The organism is Winogradskyella sp. ABM4_392 (genome assembly GCF_056160445.1).
Genome location: NZ_JBSWXE010000001.1, coordinates 600434 through 616952, shown reverse-complemented (window position 1 = coordinate 616952; position 16519 = coordinate 600434). Strand labels below are relative to the sequence as shown.

Sequence of the window (16519 nt, the reverse complement as noted above, 5' to 3'; positions counted from 1 at the left end):
TTGTCAATTTGAGTGCAGTCTGAAAATCTTGAAATTATATGAGGTTTCGACTGCGCTCAACCTGACAAAAAATTAAATACTAATGATGGACAAAATTCCCTACTACGCAGTCATATTCACATCAACTCAAACCGATGACACTGAAGGCTACTCGGAAATGGCTGAGAAAATGGAAACTTTAGCCAGACAACAAGAAGGTTTTATTGGAATTGAAAGTGCTCGTAATACAATTGGCATCACTGTAAGTTATTGGGAAAGTTTAGACGCCATAAAAAACTGGAAAGCCAACACTGAACATTTATTTGCACAACAAAAAGGTCGTGAGCAGTGGTACAATTGGTACAATGTGAAAATTTGTAAAGTTGAACGTGAGTACCAATTCCTGCGAAAGTAGGAATCTCAAGAATAAAATAACAAACTGTCATTACGAGGAATGAGGCACGAATGACGTGGTAATCTCAAACACAAGAAACAGATTGCTTCACTGGGTTCGCAATGACGATTCAATTAACGCCTTACAGCAAAGTGTCCTTTAACTTCTTGTCCGTCCAAAACAATTCTATACCAATAATCAGATGCTGGAAGAGGACTGCCATTATATGTTCCATCCCAAAAGATATTAGAGTTTTTAGCACTGTATAATTGTTTTCCGTATCGATCAAAAATATAGACTTCTGAAGACGTAAAAAACGGTGCTACATTAAAAATAAAGAAGTCGTTATCGCCATCTCCATTTGGTGTTATAAACTTCTGAATGTAAAAGTGTAAGTGATCTTGAAATATCTCAAAATCACAATCAGAAGACTTTACATAGATAGTATATAAACCACTTAATTGATTATTGAATGTATTGCTACTTTGATAGTTTACACCATCAAGAGAATATTGATAATCACCATTGTTCAATAAATTTACAATTATCGATCTACCGTCAGTAGTTATACTTTCTATTTCAGGAATTTCTATTTCTGTTACTGTAAAAGTTATAATGTCAGTTAAGCATCCATCCGTTACCTCAACAATATAACTACCTGCCATATCTACTATTATAGAGCTAGTCGTCTCGCCAGAATCCCATAGATATTGTGGATTAACAATGTCTGAAGTGGCAAAGAGTGCAACTTCTCCTTCCTCACAAAACGATACAAACTCTTCTCTAGACTCTATTGGCTGTGTGCCTTCTATTTCCCAATCGCAAATATCATCATTAAATACAGCCGATTGCCAACAAAGCAAATCTTGAGGTGGCTCAGGCTGTGTTCCTGAAACTTCCCATGAACAAGTCTCATTATTAAAATTTGGTGTTTCCCAGCACTCAATATCTGTTGGCACTTCAGGTTGTGTTCCTGTAATATCCCATTCACAAGTATCATTATTAAATGTGGCTGTTTCCCAACATTCCAGTTCTGGTATTTCCGGTTGCGAACCCGTAATCTCCCACAAACATAATGTGTTGTTAAAGGTTGCTACTTCCCAACATTCTAAATCTATAGGTGGATTTGGTTGCGTACCAGTAACTATCCAATCACAAAGCGTATCATCAAAAGTAATAGTTTCCCAACACTCAATATTTGGTGGTGGCGGAACTTCATTAACAATTATTGTATAAACATCCGAAAAAGTAATACAATCAGCATCATTTAAATTTGCAGCAAACTCAGCAACCTTTGCTCTGAAGTACGTTGTGGTTGTTATGGCGTTTATATTCAATGTCTCATTAGTTTCACCTGTAATATCAGACCAATTAGTACCATCTGTACTCATCTGCCATTGATAAAAATGCTCGCTAAAAACCACATTATCTGGAGTTGCCGTTATAGTATCAGAAAAAGGCACTTGACTTGCACACAATTCTGTTGAATTAGTGTTTACAGAATCCTCAACTATAATAGAATCGCCACAACTCTTAAAGACTATATCATCAAGGGCTAAATCATTACCACAACCACCAGATCCATTATTAAGCATTTTCAGTATCACTGAAGTCTGACCAGGATTAGATTGAAAAACAAGTGCATATTGATTCCATTCTGGTGTTATTGTACTTGAAATATCACCTGTATCACCAGAAGCTAAAAGATTGGTGTCTGAACTATCCCATATTTCAAATCTAACATTAATAGGAATAGTATTTGGACTGCAAAAACCATTTGAAGGAGATAGGTTAATCATCCAAGACGAAAACTCATAAGTTGTATTCTCACACAAGCCGGAAATGGTCGCTCTGTAAAACTCACCTGAGGTGAAATCTGAATTAATAATCAACATTCTCCCATTAGTATCATTTGGAGTATGATCGTCTACATCAAACCAATCAAAATAATTTGAATTACTTGAGACTGTGTATAAACCATCATCTGGTGGCTGTCCATTTGCATAAGTGTAAGTTGTTGTACCAGCTGGTAATGAAGTATCTTGGATACCTACACCAAAATCCTCAACAAAAATTGGATCACCAGAATTTCCTTGGCAAAACCCTAACTGGGCAATTACTTTCCCTGATGTTAGAGAAAAACATAAAAAAAATAGGACTTTAAGATCTAATAGGGATTTTTGCACGTTTAAATATATAGATAAGTTTATGTCTTAATTTTAAATTTTCGATAAAAAGACCAAAAAAACACTTTTGTATAGTTCATGTATAGGTTAATTAGATATTTTAAGCGAAATAAGATAAAATCCTTTGTGATTTTGATTCTTTTCGTAATTTATTATTTCTGTTTACCTAAAAAATTATTCAAAGACCCAACAGCTACAGTAATTACGAGTAACAATAACGAATTGTTGGGTGCTAAAATTGCAGACGATGGTCAATGGCGGTTTCCTGAAACCGATAGTGTACCTGAGAAATTTAAAACTTGTCTTTTACTTTTTGAAGACGAATATTTCTATAAGCATCCTGGTTTTAATCCAATTTCAATATTTAAAGCTTTAAAGGAAAATATAAGTTCTGGTTCGGTAAAACGAGGCGGAAGTACACTCACGCAGCAAGTGATTCGCTTATCTAGGAAAGGACAATCTAGAACCTATCTCGAAAAGCTGAAAGAGCTTATTCTAGCAACACGATTAGAATTCAGACATTCTAAAGACGACATTTTAAAACTATATGCGAGTCACGCACCATTTGGTGGTAACGTGGTTGGCATCGATGCTGCAGCTTGGCGCTACTTTAATAGAGAAGCCTCTAATTTATCTTGGGCAGAAAGCGCGACCCTTGCGGTTTTACCCAATGCACCAAGTCTTATTTATCCAGGAAAAAATCAACAACGACTACTCGATAAACGCAATCGCCTATTAAAAAAGTTGTTAGATAATGGCACTATAGATGAGCTCACTTACGAGTTGTCCATCGCTGAAACTTTACCACAAAAACCGTATCCATTGCCTCAAATCGCACCGCATTTATTACAAAAAGTAGCCAAACATAATAAAGGTAAGCGACTAAAAACAACGGTTGACATTGCATTGCAAACCCAAGCCAACCATATTGTAAAGCAACATTACAATAGCTTAAAACAAAATGAGATTTATAACATTTCGGTATTGGTTTTAGACGTTAAAACCAGAAAAGTCTTGACTTATGTTGGCAATTCGCCAACAGATAATGCACATCAAAAAAGTGTGGATATTATTGACAAACCCAGAAGTACAGGCAGTATTTTAAAACCGTTTTTGTATGCTGCTATGCTCGATGCTGGCGATTTATTACCACATACTTTGGTCGCTGATATACCCACACAATTTGGTAGTTACCAACCCGAAAATTACGACAAGTCTTACGATGGTGCAGTACACGCTAACGAAGCCTTATCACGCTCATTGAATGTACCTGCTGTGCGAATGCTTCAGGATTTTGGTTTGGACCGTTTTTACCATTATTTGAAGCAATTAAAATTGAAGGATTTAAGATACAACGCCAATCATTACGGTTTGTCTTTGGCGCTTGGTGGTGCTGAAAGTAACCTTTGGGATTTGTGTAAAAGCTATGCGGCAATGGCTTCGACCTTAAATCATTTTAATGACAATTCTAGTGAATATTTTACCAACGAATTTGTTGAACCTGTTTATAATTTTGAATCCGAAATCGACTTCGGAAAACTGGTTTCTGAAAAGTCGGTTTTTGATGCTGCCTCTATCTATCTCACGTTTGAAGGTATGAAACAAGTGAACAGACCTGAAAGTGATGAGAGTTGGGAATTTTACGATTCGTCTCAAGAGATTGCCTGGAAGACTGGCACCAGTTTTGGGTTTAGAGATGCTTGGGCTATTGGCACCACCAAAGATTATGTGGTTGGCGTTTGGGTTGGTAATGCTGATGGCGAAGGCCGTCCTGGTTTGGTTGGTGTGCAAACGGCTGCACCAATTTTGTTTGATATTTTTGATATTCTACCAAAAAGCGAATGGTTTTCAAGGCCTTATGACGAAATGATTGAAGTAAGCATTTGCAAGAAAAGTGGTTACAGAGCTTCAACTGTTTGTGATGATGTGGAATCTAGATTTATTCAAAATGCTGGACAAAAAACAGCACCTTGTCCGTTTCATAAATTGGTGCATTTGGATGCTTCTGAGCAGTTTCAAGTGAATTCTTCTTGTGAGGGTGTTTCAAACTTAAAAACAACATCTTGGTTTGTTTTGCCACCACTTCAGGAATATTATTTCAAAACTAAAAACCCGTTTTATAAACCGTTGCCGCCTTTTAGAAATGATTGTGTTGAAACTTCAGCAATTCACATGGAATTTATTTATCCTAATCAGCAAAACACTATTTTCTTACCCAAAGATTTTGATGGTAACACCAACGATTTAATCTTGAAAGTAGCACATTCTAAACCAGAATTGACGCTATATTGGTATGTTGATAACAAATACCTCGGAACAACAAAAGACATGCACGACATCGCCATTTTACCTCAGCAAGGTGAACACATAATAACTGTAGTCGATGAATTAGGCAATGAAATAAAGCATAAGATTACTGTAGCAAATTAAAATGGTTTCTAATTAGCAAATCCTTATTTTTGCATCAAAACATATAAAATGGAAACACTACAATTTATACATTCTGGTTGGGCATATATTGTTTTGCTGGTCTTAGTCATTGCAACGTTTAATGCTTTAATTAAGTTTTTTAGCGGAAAAGAATATAGTCCTGTAGACTTTAGATTTTCGTTATTTGCTTTAATTACAATGCATATTCAGCTATTAATTGGTATCATTTTGTTTTTCTCAAAAGATTACTTTTCTACAATAAAAGAAGTTGGTGGAATGGGAGAAGTGATGAAAAATTCAGCATTAAGAAATTTAATTGTAGAGCATCCTTTAACAATGATTATTGCTGTGGCATTAGTAACTATTGGTTACTCAAAACATAAAAAGAAATTAGTTTCTAAACCTAAGTTTAAGCTTCTGGCTATTTTTTACACACTAGCTTTAGTGTTAGTCCTAGCTAAGATTCCTTGGAACTTATGGTTTAATTAATAAAAAAGGCGCAAATTAAAATTTGCGCCTTTTTTATTTTTATATAATGAATTAACCTTTGTTGGTTTCTTCTTCAGTATCTTCTTTAACTTCCTTAATAAGGTACACATATACAGGGAAGTGATCGCTAAATCCATTTGTAAAACCACCATCTGCAAAACTTCTTAGAGGATAACCTTTGTAACGTCCTCTTTTATTGAACATATAAGAAGGATTATAAATACCTGCTTTCCAAAATCTAAATGAAGAGTAATCATCTTCTAATAATGGCTTTGTCATCATAATTTGATCGAATAAACTCAAAGCGTCTCTATAGGCAGTAGTTCCCCATCCTTTATCAGTAAACATTCTTTCGTATGGATTATAAATACCTTTGAGTGGTACTTTCTTTTTATCCTTCTTTGCTTTAAGTACTTTTTTCACACTTTCGTTAGTTGGGTCATCATTTAAATCACCCATTGTAAATATCTTAGCATAAGGATCTATAGACTGTAAAGAATCTATCATGCGCTTATTTAATTGTGCTGCGGCAACACGTTTTGGTCTACTTCTAGCCTCACCACCACGTCTCGATGGCCAGTGATTTACAATTACATGAATTAAATCGCCATCTAACTTTCCGCTAACCAATAATTGATCTCTAGTTCTAATCCTATCTCTACTTACATCATCATAAATTACAAGTTCATGAGTGCTAGTGTCTATTGGTTTAAATAATTCCTTTTGGTATAACAAAGCAACGTCAATACCTCTACCGTCTGGACTATCGTAGTGGATAATTCCGTAATCCTTAGCCAATAATAAAGGATCGTTTACCACATCCTCTAGCACATCTCTGTTTTCAATTTCGCAAACACCAATAATAGCAGGAGAATTATTTGCTTTGTCTGCTCCAATATTGGCAATTACTCTTGCCATATTTTTTACCTTTTTTCTGTACACCTCAGCACGATTTCCTTTCATTTCCATTATTGGACTTGCCTCATCATTTTTTAATGGATCGTTGATAGTGTCAAATAGATTTTCTAAATTGTAGAACGCTACTGTGTGAATTTTGAAGCGCTTTTCTTCTTGTGCTTGAACATTAAAAACACTGATTATTACAAGCAGAGTTAGAAGAGATTTTAAAATTTTCATAGTTGATATATTATCTAATTGTTATATCCTAAGCAAATTGCTTGCCAAAAGTATGTAATTATTATAAATAACGTACATTTGCACGCCTTAAATAACTATTATTTAATCTACATTACAATCAATTTAAAATTAGGTATGAAAAAAAGTTTTTTATTATTTCTGTTCTCAATCGCTTTTTCTTTAGCAAGTTTTGCACAGCAAACAGTTGTTAAAGGAAGTGTTTTAGACGGAACAACAGGAGAACCAATTCCTGATGTAACTATTACTATTGAAGAAACTGGACAGACCTTGAAAACCGATGCTAAAGGAGAGTTTAGTTTTACTCAGAACGTTCCTTTAGGAGAGCAAGTTCTGAAAATTGAAAAAGTAGGATATGTTACCAAACGTTACCCAATCATTGTTAATGAAGGACAAACCGTTGATATTAGCGGTATGACTCTAGACTTTGATACAAGTGACAAAAAAGACCTCTTTATTATTTCTATCTCAGATGATAATTTAAATAGTGAAGATGACGGTTTAACAGACAACATTTCTGGTCTTTTACAAGCCTCAAGAGACGTGTTTTTAAGCGCTGCAGCATTTGACTTTAGTGCTACATTCTTCAGACCAAGAGGTTTAGACAATGCTAATGGTAAAGTACTTATTAATGGTATTGAGATGAACAAGCAGTTTAACGGAAGACCACAATGGGCAAATTGGGGAGGTTTAAACGATGTTCAACGAAACCAAGAATTCTCAATGGGAATGTCTGCTAACGACTACAACTTTGGAGATTTAGCAGGTACTAACAATATTGTAATGCGTGCCTCAAAATACAGAAGAGGAGGGCGTATCTCTTATGCTTCTGCAAATAGAAGTTATACTGGTAGAGTTATGGCAAGCTATAGTTCTGGTTTATTAGAAGGTGGCTGGTCTTATTCTGTTTTAGGGTCTAGACGTTTTGGTGAAGAAGGTTATATAGACGGAACTTTATACGATGCTAATTCTTTATTTGTTGCTGTAGAAAAGCAATTGAACGAAAATCATAGCTTAAACTTTACAGGTATCTACGCTCAAAACAGACGTGGACGTTCTACTGCAATTACACAAGAGGTATATGATTTAAAAGGAAGACGATATAATCCATTTTGGGGAGACTTAAATGGTGAGCAACGTAATTCTAGAATGCGTGAAACCAATGAGCCTATTTTAATGCTTAATCATTATTGGAAAATATCTGATAAAGTAAGATTAAATAATAATGTGGCTTATCAATTTGGTGAAATTGCCAATTCTAGAATAGATAATGGTGGTACACGTTTAGTTACAATAGACGGTGAAAATGCTTACTTAGGTGGAGCAAGAAACCCAACACCAGAGTATTATCAAAATTTACCTAGCTTCTTTTTACAAGATGCTAACCCAACAGCTTACGACTACCAACAAGCATACTTGGCACAACAAGACTTTATTAATGATGGTCAATTAGACTGGAATAGTATGTATGGAGCTAATGCTTTATTAAGAAATCAAGGTGGGAATTCTTTATATGCTGTACAATCTGATGTTGTAAAAGATCAGCAATTAACATTTAACTCTATATTAGATGCAGACTTAGCTGATAATATTAGATTAAATGCTGCTGTAAGCTATAGAAACCTTAAAAGTGAAAACTTTGCAAGATTAGAAGATTTACTAGGTGGTACAGGCTACTTAGACGTAGACTTCTTTGCAGAAGAAGATGACAACTCTACAATTAGTGATGAAGTTGCAGCAAACTTAGCTCAGAGTGATGTAAGAAACCCTAATCGTATTGTTGGTGAAGGTGATCGTTACAAGTACAACTACGAAATGAATGCTAACGTTATAAGTGGTTTTGCACAAGCGCAATTTAAATATAACAAAGTAGATTTCTATGTTGGTGCTAACTTATCGCAAACAACTTACCAAAGAACAGGTTTATATGAAAATGGCTTCTTCCAAGGAGGTGGTAATGATGGTTCTTTTGGCGACAGTGATAAATTAGATTTTTCTAATTATGGAATTAAAGGTGGTTTTACTTATAAAGTAACTGGTAAACACTTAGTAGATGTAAATGCAAGCTACTTTACAAAGGCACCTTCTATCAGAAACTCGTTTAGCAATGCAAGACAATCTAATGCAACTGTAATAGGGTTAGAGAGTGAAAAAATTCAATCTGTAGATGTTAGTTATATTTTTAGATCTCCTATTGTAAAAGCTAGATTAACTGGTTTTTACTCTGGGTTTAAAGATGGCTCTGATATAGGTTTTTATTTTACAGAGGACTTAGCTGGTTTAGGTGTAGATACAGGAGATGCTTTTGTTCAAGAAATATTAACCAATATTGAAAGAAGACATGTTGGTGTAGAATTTGGTATTGAAGCACAAGTAACACCAACAATAAAGTTAAAAGGAGCTGCATCTGTTGGTCAGTATACTTTTCAAAACAATCCTAATTTGTACTTAACTAGTGTAGATTTCTTAAACAGAAGTGATATAGATCCTCAAATTACGTTTGGAGATGGCACAACCAACTTAGATGGTTACCACGTAGCTGGTGGACCAGAACGTGCTTTCCAAATTGGTTTTGAATATAGAGATCCTAGCTATTGGAATATTGGAGTTACTAGTAACTTCTTCTCTAATGCTTATTTAGATGTAAGTAACTTAGCAAGGTCTGCAAACTTCTCTTCAGATTTTGATGGTAACACATTTAATGATTATGATGAAGCAATTGCAAAAGATCTTTTAAGACAAGAACAATTTGATGACTACATGTTAGTTAATATTATTGGTGGTAAATCTTGGAAAATCAATGATTATTTTGTTGGTTTCTTTGCAACCATTAATAATGTATTTAATGAAGAATATAAAACAGGAGGTTTTGAGCAATCACGTTTAGCTAACTTCCGTCGTATGCAAGAAGACCAGTCTAGAGACAATGGTCCGATATTTGGCCCTAGATATTTCTTCGGAAATGGAACTACATATTACTTAAACGTATATGTAAGATTTTAAAAAAAGCTATGTTAGAACAAAATAAAACACGAAAAATGAAAACTTTAAAAATTAACAAATTAATACTATTACTAATTGGATTAGTAGTATTTAACAGTTGTGTTGAAGATGATGATTTTGACACACCAAACACCTCTATTGTAGAACCTAATATACCAGCAGACCAAATAAAGTTAATGACTGCTTTAGCTGGTGATTTAGCACAAGAGCAAAGTGCTAATGATGGTATTTTTGATCCTCAACCGCTAGACTACTCTAACGAAGATGATATTGTTGACTATGTATTTGATGAAGAAGATGTCTACGTAACAGGTTATGTAGTTTCTTCTGATGAAGCAGGTAACTTCTTTGAAGAAATTATCATACAAGACAAGCCAGAAAATCCTACAATAGGTGTAAAATTTCTTATAGATGTAAATCCATTATTTGTACGCTACGAAGTTGGTAGAAAAGTATACATTAAATTAAATGGACTATCTGTTGGTATTACAAATGGTGTTTTAACACTTGGTACAAATGCTAATGGTGAAGTTGATAAAGTTGCTCCATCATTAGAAAATGATGTTGTTTTAAGATCAAATGAAGTAGCTACTATTACACCTCTATCTGTAAACGTTTCAGATTTTGAAGATGATTTAACAAATTTATGTGTAGAATTAGTAGATGTTCAGTTTGCAAGCAATCAAGTTCTTGGTGATAACCCATTAACTTACGCTTCTGAGCAACAAGATCAATTTGATGGTGAGCGTACTTTAGAAAGCTGTGCAGAATCAGGTTCTTCTGTAACATTTAGCACTAGTACCTTCGCAGATTTTAAAGGTTTATCATTACCAACTGGTCGTGGTTCATTAAAAGGTATTTTAACTAAAAATTTCGAAGGTGAAGCATTTAACATCGTTGTTAATTCTCCTGAAGATGTAAATTTTGATAATGCTACACGTTGCGATCCGCTTTTCCAAGATTCATTTGCAGCTGGTAACTTAGATTTATGGACACCATACAGTGTTACAGGACCACAAGAATGGTATTATAATACTTTTGGAAATCCTAGCGACAGTGCAACTATGTCTGGTTTTTCTGGTGGTGCAGTTGAGAACGAAGATTGGTTAATCTCTCTTCCAATAGACTTATCTGCTGTTTCTACAGCATTCTTTAGCTTTGATAACGTTAAAAGATATAGTGGTAACGATATAGAAGTATATTACACTACAGCTTATAATGGTGGAGATCCAAATACAGATGGAGCATGGACACAATTATTCCCTGCATTAGATTCTGACACAGGTAGCTGGTCTTCTTGGGTAAATTCTGGTGCTATGGATGTTTCTGATGCTGCTGGTGGTGATTTATATATTGCTATTAAATATACATCAACATCTTCTTCTGCAGCTACTTGGGAAATTGATAATGTATCTGTTTCGGTAGAGTAATTTGAAGATTTTATAAATAATAACCTAAAAGACTGCCTAATTGGGCAGTCTTTTTAGTTTTTAAGTATGCTAGACAACTTCTATATTTCTGTCTTTAATTATTACAAAGCACGATTAGGTAAGCGTACTAATCGCGTTGCTTTATTGTACATTAACTTGTTAGAAATTTCAATATATTTAGTATTAGGCGCATTCTTTTTAGCCTTTGCCAGCCAAATGAATATTGCTACGATGTCTAAATCTAAATTTTGGATTGTATTGGTTTTAGTATCGGCTTTTATAATTTTTAAAAACTGGATGCGATACAATGGTAAAAAAAGAAATATCATTAAGGCTAAGTTAAAAGCCAAATATTCCATTTATTTACTTTGGCTTTTACCTTTAGGTTGTATCGGTCTGGCTTTTATTCTCCTTCAGGTAATATAAAAAAGCCATCTTATTAGATGGCTTTATATTTTCGAAAATTGAAAGTGAAACTTTTTACTCAGCTTTCTTTTCTGCTTTACAACATTCTTTTTTGCAGTCCTCTTTGCAGACTTTCTTTTCTGCTTCAGTTTTATCGGTACAACAAGCTTTGTTACAATCTTCCTTGCACTTTTTAGATTCGCCTTCAAAACTATCAACAACTTTCATGTCTTTCACCTTATACACATCACCTACTTTAGCAACAGCTTCTTCTAATGATTTTGGTGTTACTTTAGCTTCATCATATTCTACCATAGCTAAACGCTTATCAAAATCTACCTTGGCAGACTTTACACCATCCATTTTAGCCATTTTCTTTTCAATTGTTTTGGCACAACCCATCGCACAAGTCATTCCATCAATCCCAAATTCTACTTTAGCGTAAGTAGCATTTGGATCTAAGGTTTTAGATACCTCTTTACTACTCACCTCAACATCTACAGTCTTAACTTCTGGCTCTGCCTTATCTTTACAAGATGTAAAAGCTAAAAGTAAAGCAGAAGCGACAATTACATTCTTTAATATCTTCATAAGTATTAATCTTAAATTTTGGCTAAATCTAATAAATATTGCTGTTTCTTGCGAAAGAATTAACGATTTTTGTGATGTTTTAGAAAACACTTGTATGAAAAACCCTAACATTAAGTGGATTTATCTTCTTATTCTTTCCATTATCTGGGGAAGCTCGTTCATCCTTATAAAAAAGTCTCTTTTAGGGCTTACACCTTATCAACTTGGCGCTATAAGAACCATTTTTACTGGGATTATTTTATTATCTGTTGGGTTTTATCACTTAAAGAATATTCCTAAATCTAAATGGAAGTGGTTGCTATTGTCTGGTTTGCTTGGATCTTTCTTTCCTGCATTCTTTTTTGCTATAGCTGAAACCGAAATTGATAGTGCTGTTGCTTCAATTCTAAACTCGTTAGTGCCTTTAAACACAATAATTCTTGGCTTTGCAGTTTTTAAAATTGCATCAACTAAACGACAAGTAGTAGGTGTGATTATCGGTTTTATTGGAACTGCCATTTTAATTTTAAAAGGTTCAGAATTAAATCCAAATCAAAACTACCTTTATGCTGGTTTTGTTATTGCCTCTACATTAATGTACGCAGCAAACGTTAACATTATAAAGCGTTATTTACAAGATGTAAAACCTTTAGCTATAGCTGCTGGTAATTATATTTTTATTATTGTTCCCGCTTTAGTTGTATTAATTTTTTCTGACTTTTTCTCTACTAAACGTCTAAACCATCCAGATTTGCTTAAGTCTCTAGGCTTTGTTGCTATTCTCTCTTTTTTTGGTACTGCGATAGCTAAAGTAGTTTTTAATAAACTTGTACAAATTTCTACACCAGTTTTTGCTTCTTCAGTTACTTATATTATGCCTATAATAGCATTGATTTGGGGAATTTTGGATGGGGAATCTTTTAGTATTGTTCAAGGATTAGCAGCAACTCTTATTTTAGTAGGAGTTTATTTGTCTCATAAGCGTAAAACATAAAAAAACCGAAGCTTTCACTTCGGTTTTAATTTGCTATACCTTGATGATTTTAGTTAAAATCTTCAGCGGTTACTCCTTCATTGATTTTTACTTCTGTAGTTTCAAAAGTAAATACTTGTGGGCCAGCAGTAACTTTCATCGTATATGGCATTTTGATGCCACCTACTTCTTTATAATTAGAATAATCTACAATTGTAGTTATAGATTGCCCTTGCGCTTCGGTTGTAGTTTCTGTTCTTAATAAGTAACCCGTTTCAGCATCGTAATATCTAAAAGATGTTTTGTCGTCTTTTGTTACTTTTATTTTATAGGCATCCTTACCTTCTATAGTTGTTAGGCTTTCTAATTCAATAGTTGAAGATTCCATATACAGCTCATCAAAAAGACCTTTAGTAGATTTTCTAGAAGATAATTCTTTGTCTTCCATCGGAATTTTTCTCCCTTGTTGCTCCATGTAACCGTTAGTACCATCAAAGTTTTGCTTCATCAAAGTTCCCATACCTTCAGCAACTACTTCCATTTTGTACTTGTTTGGCGCCATTTGTTTAGTGGTAGCCGTTGGCTTAAAAGGTGCGCCAGGAATAGTCATTTCAGCAATCTCTAATGTTGTGTTTACCTCTCTTAAAGCAGCCTCTCCACCTATAGCACTTACGTAGTTTTTAATCACAGATTCTGCTGTTAATCCTTCTGGCAAAGGCTTAGAGAATACTGGCTTTTCTGTAGCATTAGCATAGGTATCGTAATACTTAATAGGAATTCCTGTTTTTTCAAGGTTTTCTAGCACTTCGCTACCTTTACCAACAACCACAATACGCGCATTTTCTGGTCTAAAGTGCTTATTAGCTACACGCATAACATCCTCTTTAGTTACTGCATTTATTTTTGCTAAATATGTAGAATAAAAGTCTTCTGGTAAATCATTAAGCTTAATGTTTAAAGCATAATTAGCTATTGTTCTTGGGCTTTCTAAATCTAAAATAAAGTCACCAACATATTTTGCTTTAGCATTTTCTAAGTCTTTAGTATCTACAGGCTCAGTTTTAATTCTATTGATTTCCTTTAGTGTTTCAACAACAGCACTATCTGTAACCATGTTTCTTACTGCTGCACCAGCTGTAAAGCGAGATGCTCCATATCTACTTGGACTAATTCTTGTACGAGCACCGTATGTATAGCCATGCTCTTCACGAAGATTCATGTTTAAGTAGCTACCGAAACCACCACCTAAGATTTTGTTTGCTATTAACACAGCATGGTAATCCTCATCGTTCATTTTAAAATCTACATTATTTGTTAATGAGATATTAGACTGAACAGCATTTGGCATATCTACAAAATTAATTTGTGTGTATTGTGCATTTGGCATTGGTGTTGGTAATGTAGTCTCAACTCCTGCAGACTTTTCCCATTTTCCAAAATGATCTTTTATCTTACGCTTAACGTCGCTCATTTCAACATCTCCTATAACAACTAAATAAGCATTATTAGGGTTGAAATATTTCTCATAGAACGCCAAAACATCACCAAACTCAATGTTGTTAACCGTTTCTTCAGTAACAAACTCACCATAAGGATGCTTTACACCGTAAGATAATGCTGAGCCTACTCTACCAGCAACAGCATCTACGCTTTTCTTCTCTGACTTAAGGTTTTCGATTAGTTTTTCCTTTTCTTTCTCAAACTCTTCCTTAGTTAATAGAGGATTGATTGCCGCATCTGCCATCAACTCAATTATTCTATCGGAATATTTTGAAAGTGAACTAGCGAAAGCGCTTTGAGACCCAAAATTTAATCTAGCTCCTAAGAAATCTATTTCATCATTAAATTCATCTTTAGGAATGTTAGTAGTTCCGTTTCCTAACATGGCACCAAGAATACTAGAAACACCAGCTTTTTTACCTTCAGAAATAGGTTTGTTATCTATTCTTAAGGTAATAGAGACTCTAGGAAGTTTATGGTTTTCTACAACTAAAACTTCGATGCCATTTTTTAACTTAAACTCACCTGGTTTTTCAAGTGTAATTTTAGGCGCAGGTCCTGGTTCTGGTTGCTTAGATCTATCTATTTGTGCATTTACTACACTTACTGTCATTAAAAACAATGCAATAAATGCTGATATTTTAGTTTTCATTTTACTATTCATTTTGTTTTTATTGATCATCTTTCTTTGGTAAGTATTCTAAAATTAAACGCTGATTAGGGTTTAAGTACTTCTTAGCAACATCTCTCATTTCTTCTCTTGTAATAGAGCGATAGATGTCTATTTCATTATTAATCAAATTTACATCCTTATATAACATGTAATATCTGGCTAAAGAATTCGCAATACCTTCAATACTAGAGTTAGAATTTACAAACTGGTTTTCAAATTGGTTTTGCAGTTTTTGGTAGTCGCGCTCAGAAATTAATTCTGCCTGCATTTTAGCAATCTCTTCATCCATTTCTGTTATCAAAGTATCTAGAGACACATCTCCTAATGGCAAACCAAAAAGTGCGTAAATACCATAATCTTCTTGACTAATATTAACAGCCTGAACCGCTAAAGCTTGCTTTTGCTCGTCAACCATTTTCTTGTACAATACAGAACTTTTTCCGCCACTTAAGTAACTAGATATCATATCTAAAACGTAAGCATCTCTATTTTTAAAAGATGGTGTTCTGTATGCGGCTATCACCGCAGGTATCTGAATGTTAGGGTCATAAGCCTTATCTCTCATAGACTCGGTGATTGGCTCTTCTCTTGGAAGATCTCTAACAATATCTTTACCTCTTGGAATTGGCCCAAAATAATCTTGAATCATTTTTTTAACCTGAGGTTTATCAATATCTCCCGCAACTACTAACACAGCGTTGTTTGGTACATAGAATTTTTTATTAAATGCTTGAAATTCTTCTAAAGTAGCCGCATCTAAATGCTCCATTTCACCAATGGTTGTTCCTTTGTAAGGGTGTACCTTAAACATGCGTTTCTTAATTTCGGCCAAGATGTTACCGTAAGGCTGGTTATCAACACGAAGGCGCTTTTCTTCTTTAACAACTTCATTTTGTGTGTCTACACCTATTTGATTAATTACAGGATGTAATAATCTTTCAGATTCCATCCATAATCCTAACTCTACACTGTTAGAAGGAAATACTTCATAATAATATGTTCTATCATCTGTAGTATTTGCATTATTGCTTCCTCCATTAGATGTTACGATATTAAACCATTCACCACGTGGAATGTTTTCGGTTCCTTCAAATAATAAATGCTCAAAAAAGTGAGCAAAACCAGTACGTTCTGGGTTTTCATCTTTTGCTCCTACATGATACATTACAGATACTGTAACAACAGGTGCCGAATTATCTTGATGCAAAATAACATGCATACCATTGTCTAAATCGTACTCCTCAAATTCTACTTGCTGTGCATTGGCAAAAGACCCAACAAACAACAAGAGTGCTAGAGTAAATAAGCTTTTTCTCATTATTAATAAGTGTT

General features: G+C 34.3%; 12 protein-coding genes. 7 read left to right on the top strand and 5 right to left on the bottom strand.

Going from position 1 to position 16519, the window contains the following annotated elements; translation table 11 throughout:
- Positions 1–82: 82 nt before the first annotated feature.
- A complete protein-coding gene (locus ACXAFS_RS02575) occupies positions 83–394 on the top strand; it encodes an antibiotic biosynthesis monooxygenase family protein (protein ID WP_475305094.1) in 312 nt (103 codons plus the stop codon).
- A gap of 113 nt (positions 395–507) precedes the next feature.
- Here the strand turns inward: ACXAFS_RS02575 and ACXAFS_RS02570 are convergent, their stop codons facing one another.
- Positions 508–2559 (bottom strand): T9SS type B sorting domain-containing protein, encoded by a 2052-nt coding sequence (locus ACXAFS_RS02570; RefSeq protein ID WP_475305093.1) that lies wholly within the window; start codon positions 2557–2559, stop codon positions 508–510.
- A gap of 78 nt (positions 2560–2637) precedes the next feature.
- Between ACXAFS_RS02570 and pbpC the strand changes: the two genes are divergently transcribed.
- Positions 2638–4989, top strand: a complete 2352-nt coding sequence (gene pbpC, locus ACXAFS_RS02565) for a penicillin-binding protein 1C (RefSeq protein ID WP_475305092.1) — start codon at positions 2638–2640, stop codon at positions 4987–4989.
- A gap of 48 nt (positions 4990–5037) precedes the next feature.
- The gene (locus ACXAFS_RS02560; RefSeq protein WP_475305091.1) at positions 5038–5478 is read left to right on the top strand and encodes a hypothetical protein; all 441 of its coding nucleotides are present in this window, start codon (positions 5038–5040) and stop codon (positions 5476–5478) included.
- Between the two features lie 51 nt (positions 5479–5529).
- Here ACXAFS_RS02560 and ACXAFS_RS02555 read toward each other — a convergent pair whose 3' ends face one another.
- Positions 5530–6615, bottom strand: a complete 1086-nt coding sequence (locus ACXAFS_RS02555; protein ID WP_475305089.1) for an endonuclease/exonuclease/phosphatase family protein — start codon at positions 6613–6615, stop codon at positions 5530–5532.
- Positions 6616–6750: 135 nt separating this feature from the next.
- Here ACXAFS_RS02555 and ACXAFS_RS02550 point away from each other — a divergent pair, with 135 nt between their 5' ends.
- The 3 genes from ACXAFS_RS02550 to ACXAFS_RS02540 all read left to right on the top strand — a co-directional run bounded on the left by ACXAFS_RS02550 (position 6751) and on the right by ACXAFS_RS02540 (position 11492).
- Complete coding sequence (locus ACXAFS_RS02550; protein ID WP_475305088.1) at positions 6751–9636, top strand: carboxypeptidase regulatory-like domain-containing protein; 2886 nt, start codon at positions 6751–6753, stop codon at positions 9634–9636.
- Between the two features lie 35 nt (positions 9637–9671).
- Positions 9672–11066: a DUF5689 domain-containing protein gene (locus ACXAFS_RS02545; RefSeq protein ID WP_475305087.1), complete on the top strand. Its 1395-nt coding sequence runs from the start codon at positions 9672–9674 to the stop codon at positions 11064–11066.
- 66 nt (positions 11067–11132) lie between these two features.
- The gene (locus ACXAFS_RS02540; RefSeq protein WP_475305086.1) at positions 11133–11492 is read left to right on the top strand and encodes a hypothetical protein; all 360 of its coding nucleotides are present in this window, start codon (positions 11133–11135) and stop codon (positions 11490–11492) included.
- Between the two features lie 54 nt (positions 11493–11546).
- Here ACXAFS_RS02540 and ACXAFS_RS02535 read toward each other — a convergent pair whose 3' ends face one another.
- Positions 11547–12062 carry a cation transporter gene (locus ACXAFS_RS02535; protein WP_475305085.1) on the bottom strand — a complete coding sequence of 172 codons (516 nt, stop codon included), beginning with the start codon at positions 12060–12062 and terminating at the stop codon, positions 11547–11549.
- Between the two features lie 94 nt (positions 12063–12156).
- On the opposite strand from ACXAFS_RS02535, the gene ACXAFS_RS02530 reads away from it, so the two are divergent.
- Positions 12157–13035 carry a DMT family transporter gene (locus ACXAFS_RS02530; RefSeq protein ID WP_475305084.1) on the top strand — a complete coding sequence of 293 codons (879 nt, stop codon included), beginning with the start codon at positions 12157–12159 and terminating at the stop codon, positions 13033–13035.
- Between the two features lie 49 nt (positions 13036–13084).
- Here the strand turns inward: ACXAFS_RS02530 and ACXAFS_RS02525 are convergent, their stop codons facing one another.
- Together ACXAFS_RS02525 and ACXAFS_RS02520 are read right to left on the bottom strand one after the other, a co-directional pair.
- Positions 13085–15166, bottom strand: a complete 2082-nt coding sequence (locus ACXAFS_RS02525) for a M16 family metallopeptidase (protein WP_475305082.1) — start codon at positions 15164–15166, stop codon at positions 13085–13087.
- Positions 15167–15185: 19 nt separating this feature from the next.
- Positions 15186–16505, bottom strand: a complete 1320-nt coding sequence (locus ACXAFS_RS02520) for a M16 family metallopeptidase (protein ID WP_475305081.1) — start codon at positions 16503–16505, stop codon at positions 15186–15188.
- Positions 16506–16519 lie beyond the last annotated feature (14 nt).

Excerpts from the sequence above, each read along its gene's own strand:
- ACXAFS_RS02560 (WP_475305091.1), top strand. The coding sequence starts at position 5,038 with ATGGAAACACTACAATTTATACATTCTGGTTGGGCATATATTGTTTTG.
- ACXAFS_RS02575 (WP_475305094.1), top strand. The coding sequence starts at position 83 with ATGATGGACAAAATTCCCTACTACGCAGTCATATTCACATCAACTCAA.
- ACXAFS_RS02555 (WP_475305089.1), bottom strand. The coding sequence starts at position 6,615 with ATGAAAATTTTAAAATCTCTTCTAACTCTGCTTGTAATAATCAGTGTT.
- ACXAFS_RS02545 (WP_475305087.1), top strand. The coding sequence starts at position 9,672 with ATGAAAACTTTAAAAATTAACAAATTAATACTATTACTAATTGGATTA.
- ACXAFS_RS02520 (WP_475305081.1), bottom strand. The coding sequence starts at position 16,505 with ATGAGAAAAAGCTTATTTACTCTAGCACTCTTGTTGTTTGTTGGGTCT.
- pbpC (WP_475305092.1), top strand. The coding sequence starts at position 2,638 with ATGTATAGGTTAATTAGATATTTTAAGCGAAATAAGATAAAATCCTTT.
- ACXAFS_RS02535 (WP_475305085.1), bottom strand. The coding sequence starts at position 12,062 with ATGAAGATATTAAAGAATGTAATTGTCGCTTCTGCTTTACTTTTAGCT.
- ACXAFS_RS02540 (WP_475305086.1), top strand. The coding sequence starts at position 11,133 with ATGCTAGACAACTTCTATATTTCTGTCTTTAATTATTACAAAGCACGA.
- ACXAFS_RS02525 (WP_475305082.1), bottom strand. The coding sequence starts at position 15,166 with ATGAAAACTAAAATATCAGCATTTATTGCATTGTTTTTAATGACAGTA.
- ACXAFS_RS02550 (WP_475305088.1), top strand. The coding sequence starts at position 6,751 with ATGAAAAAAAGTTTTTTATTATTTCTGTTCTCAATCGCTTTTTCTTTA.
- ACXAFS_RS02530 (WP_475305084.1), top strand. The coding sequence starts at position 12,157 with ATGAAAAACCCTAACATTAAGTGGATTTATCTTCTTATTCTTTCCATT.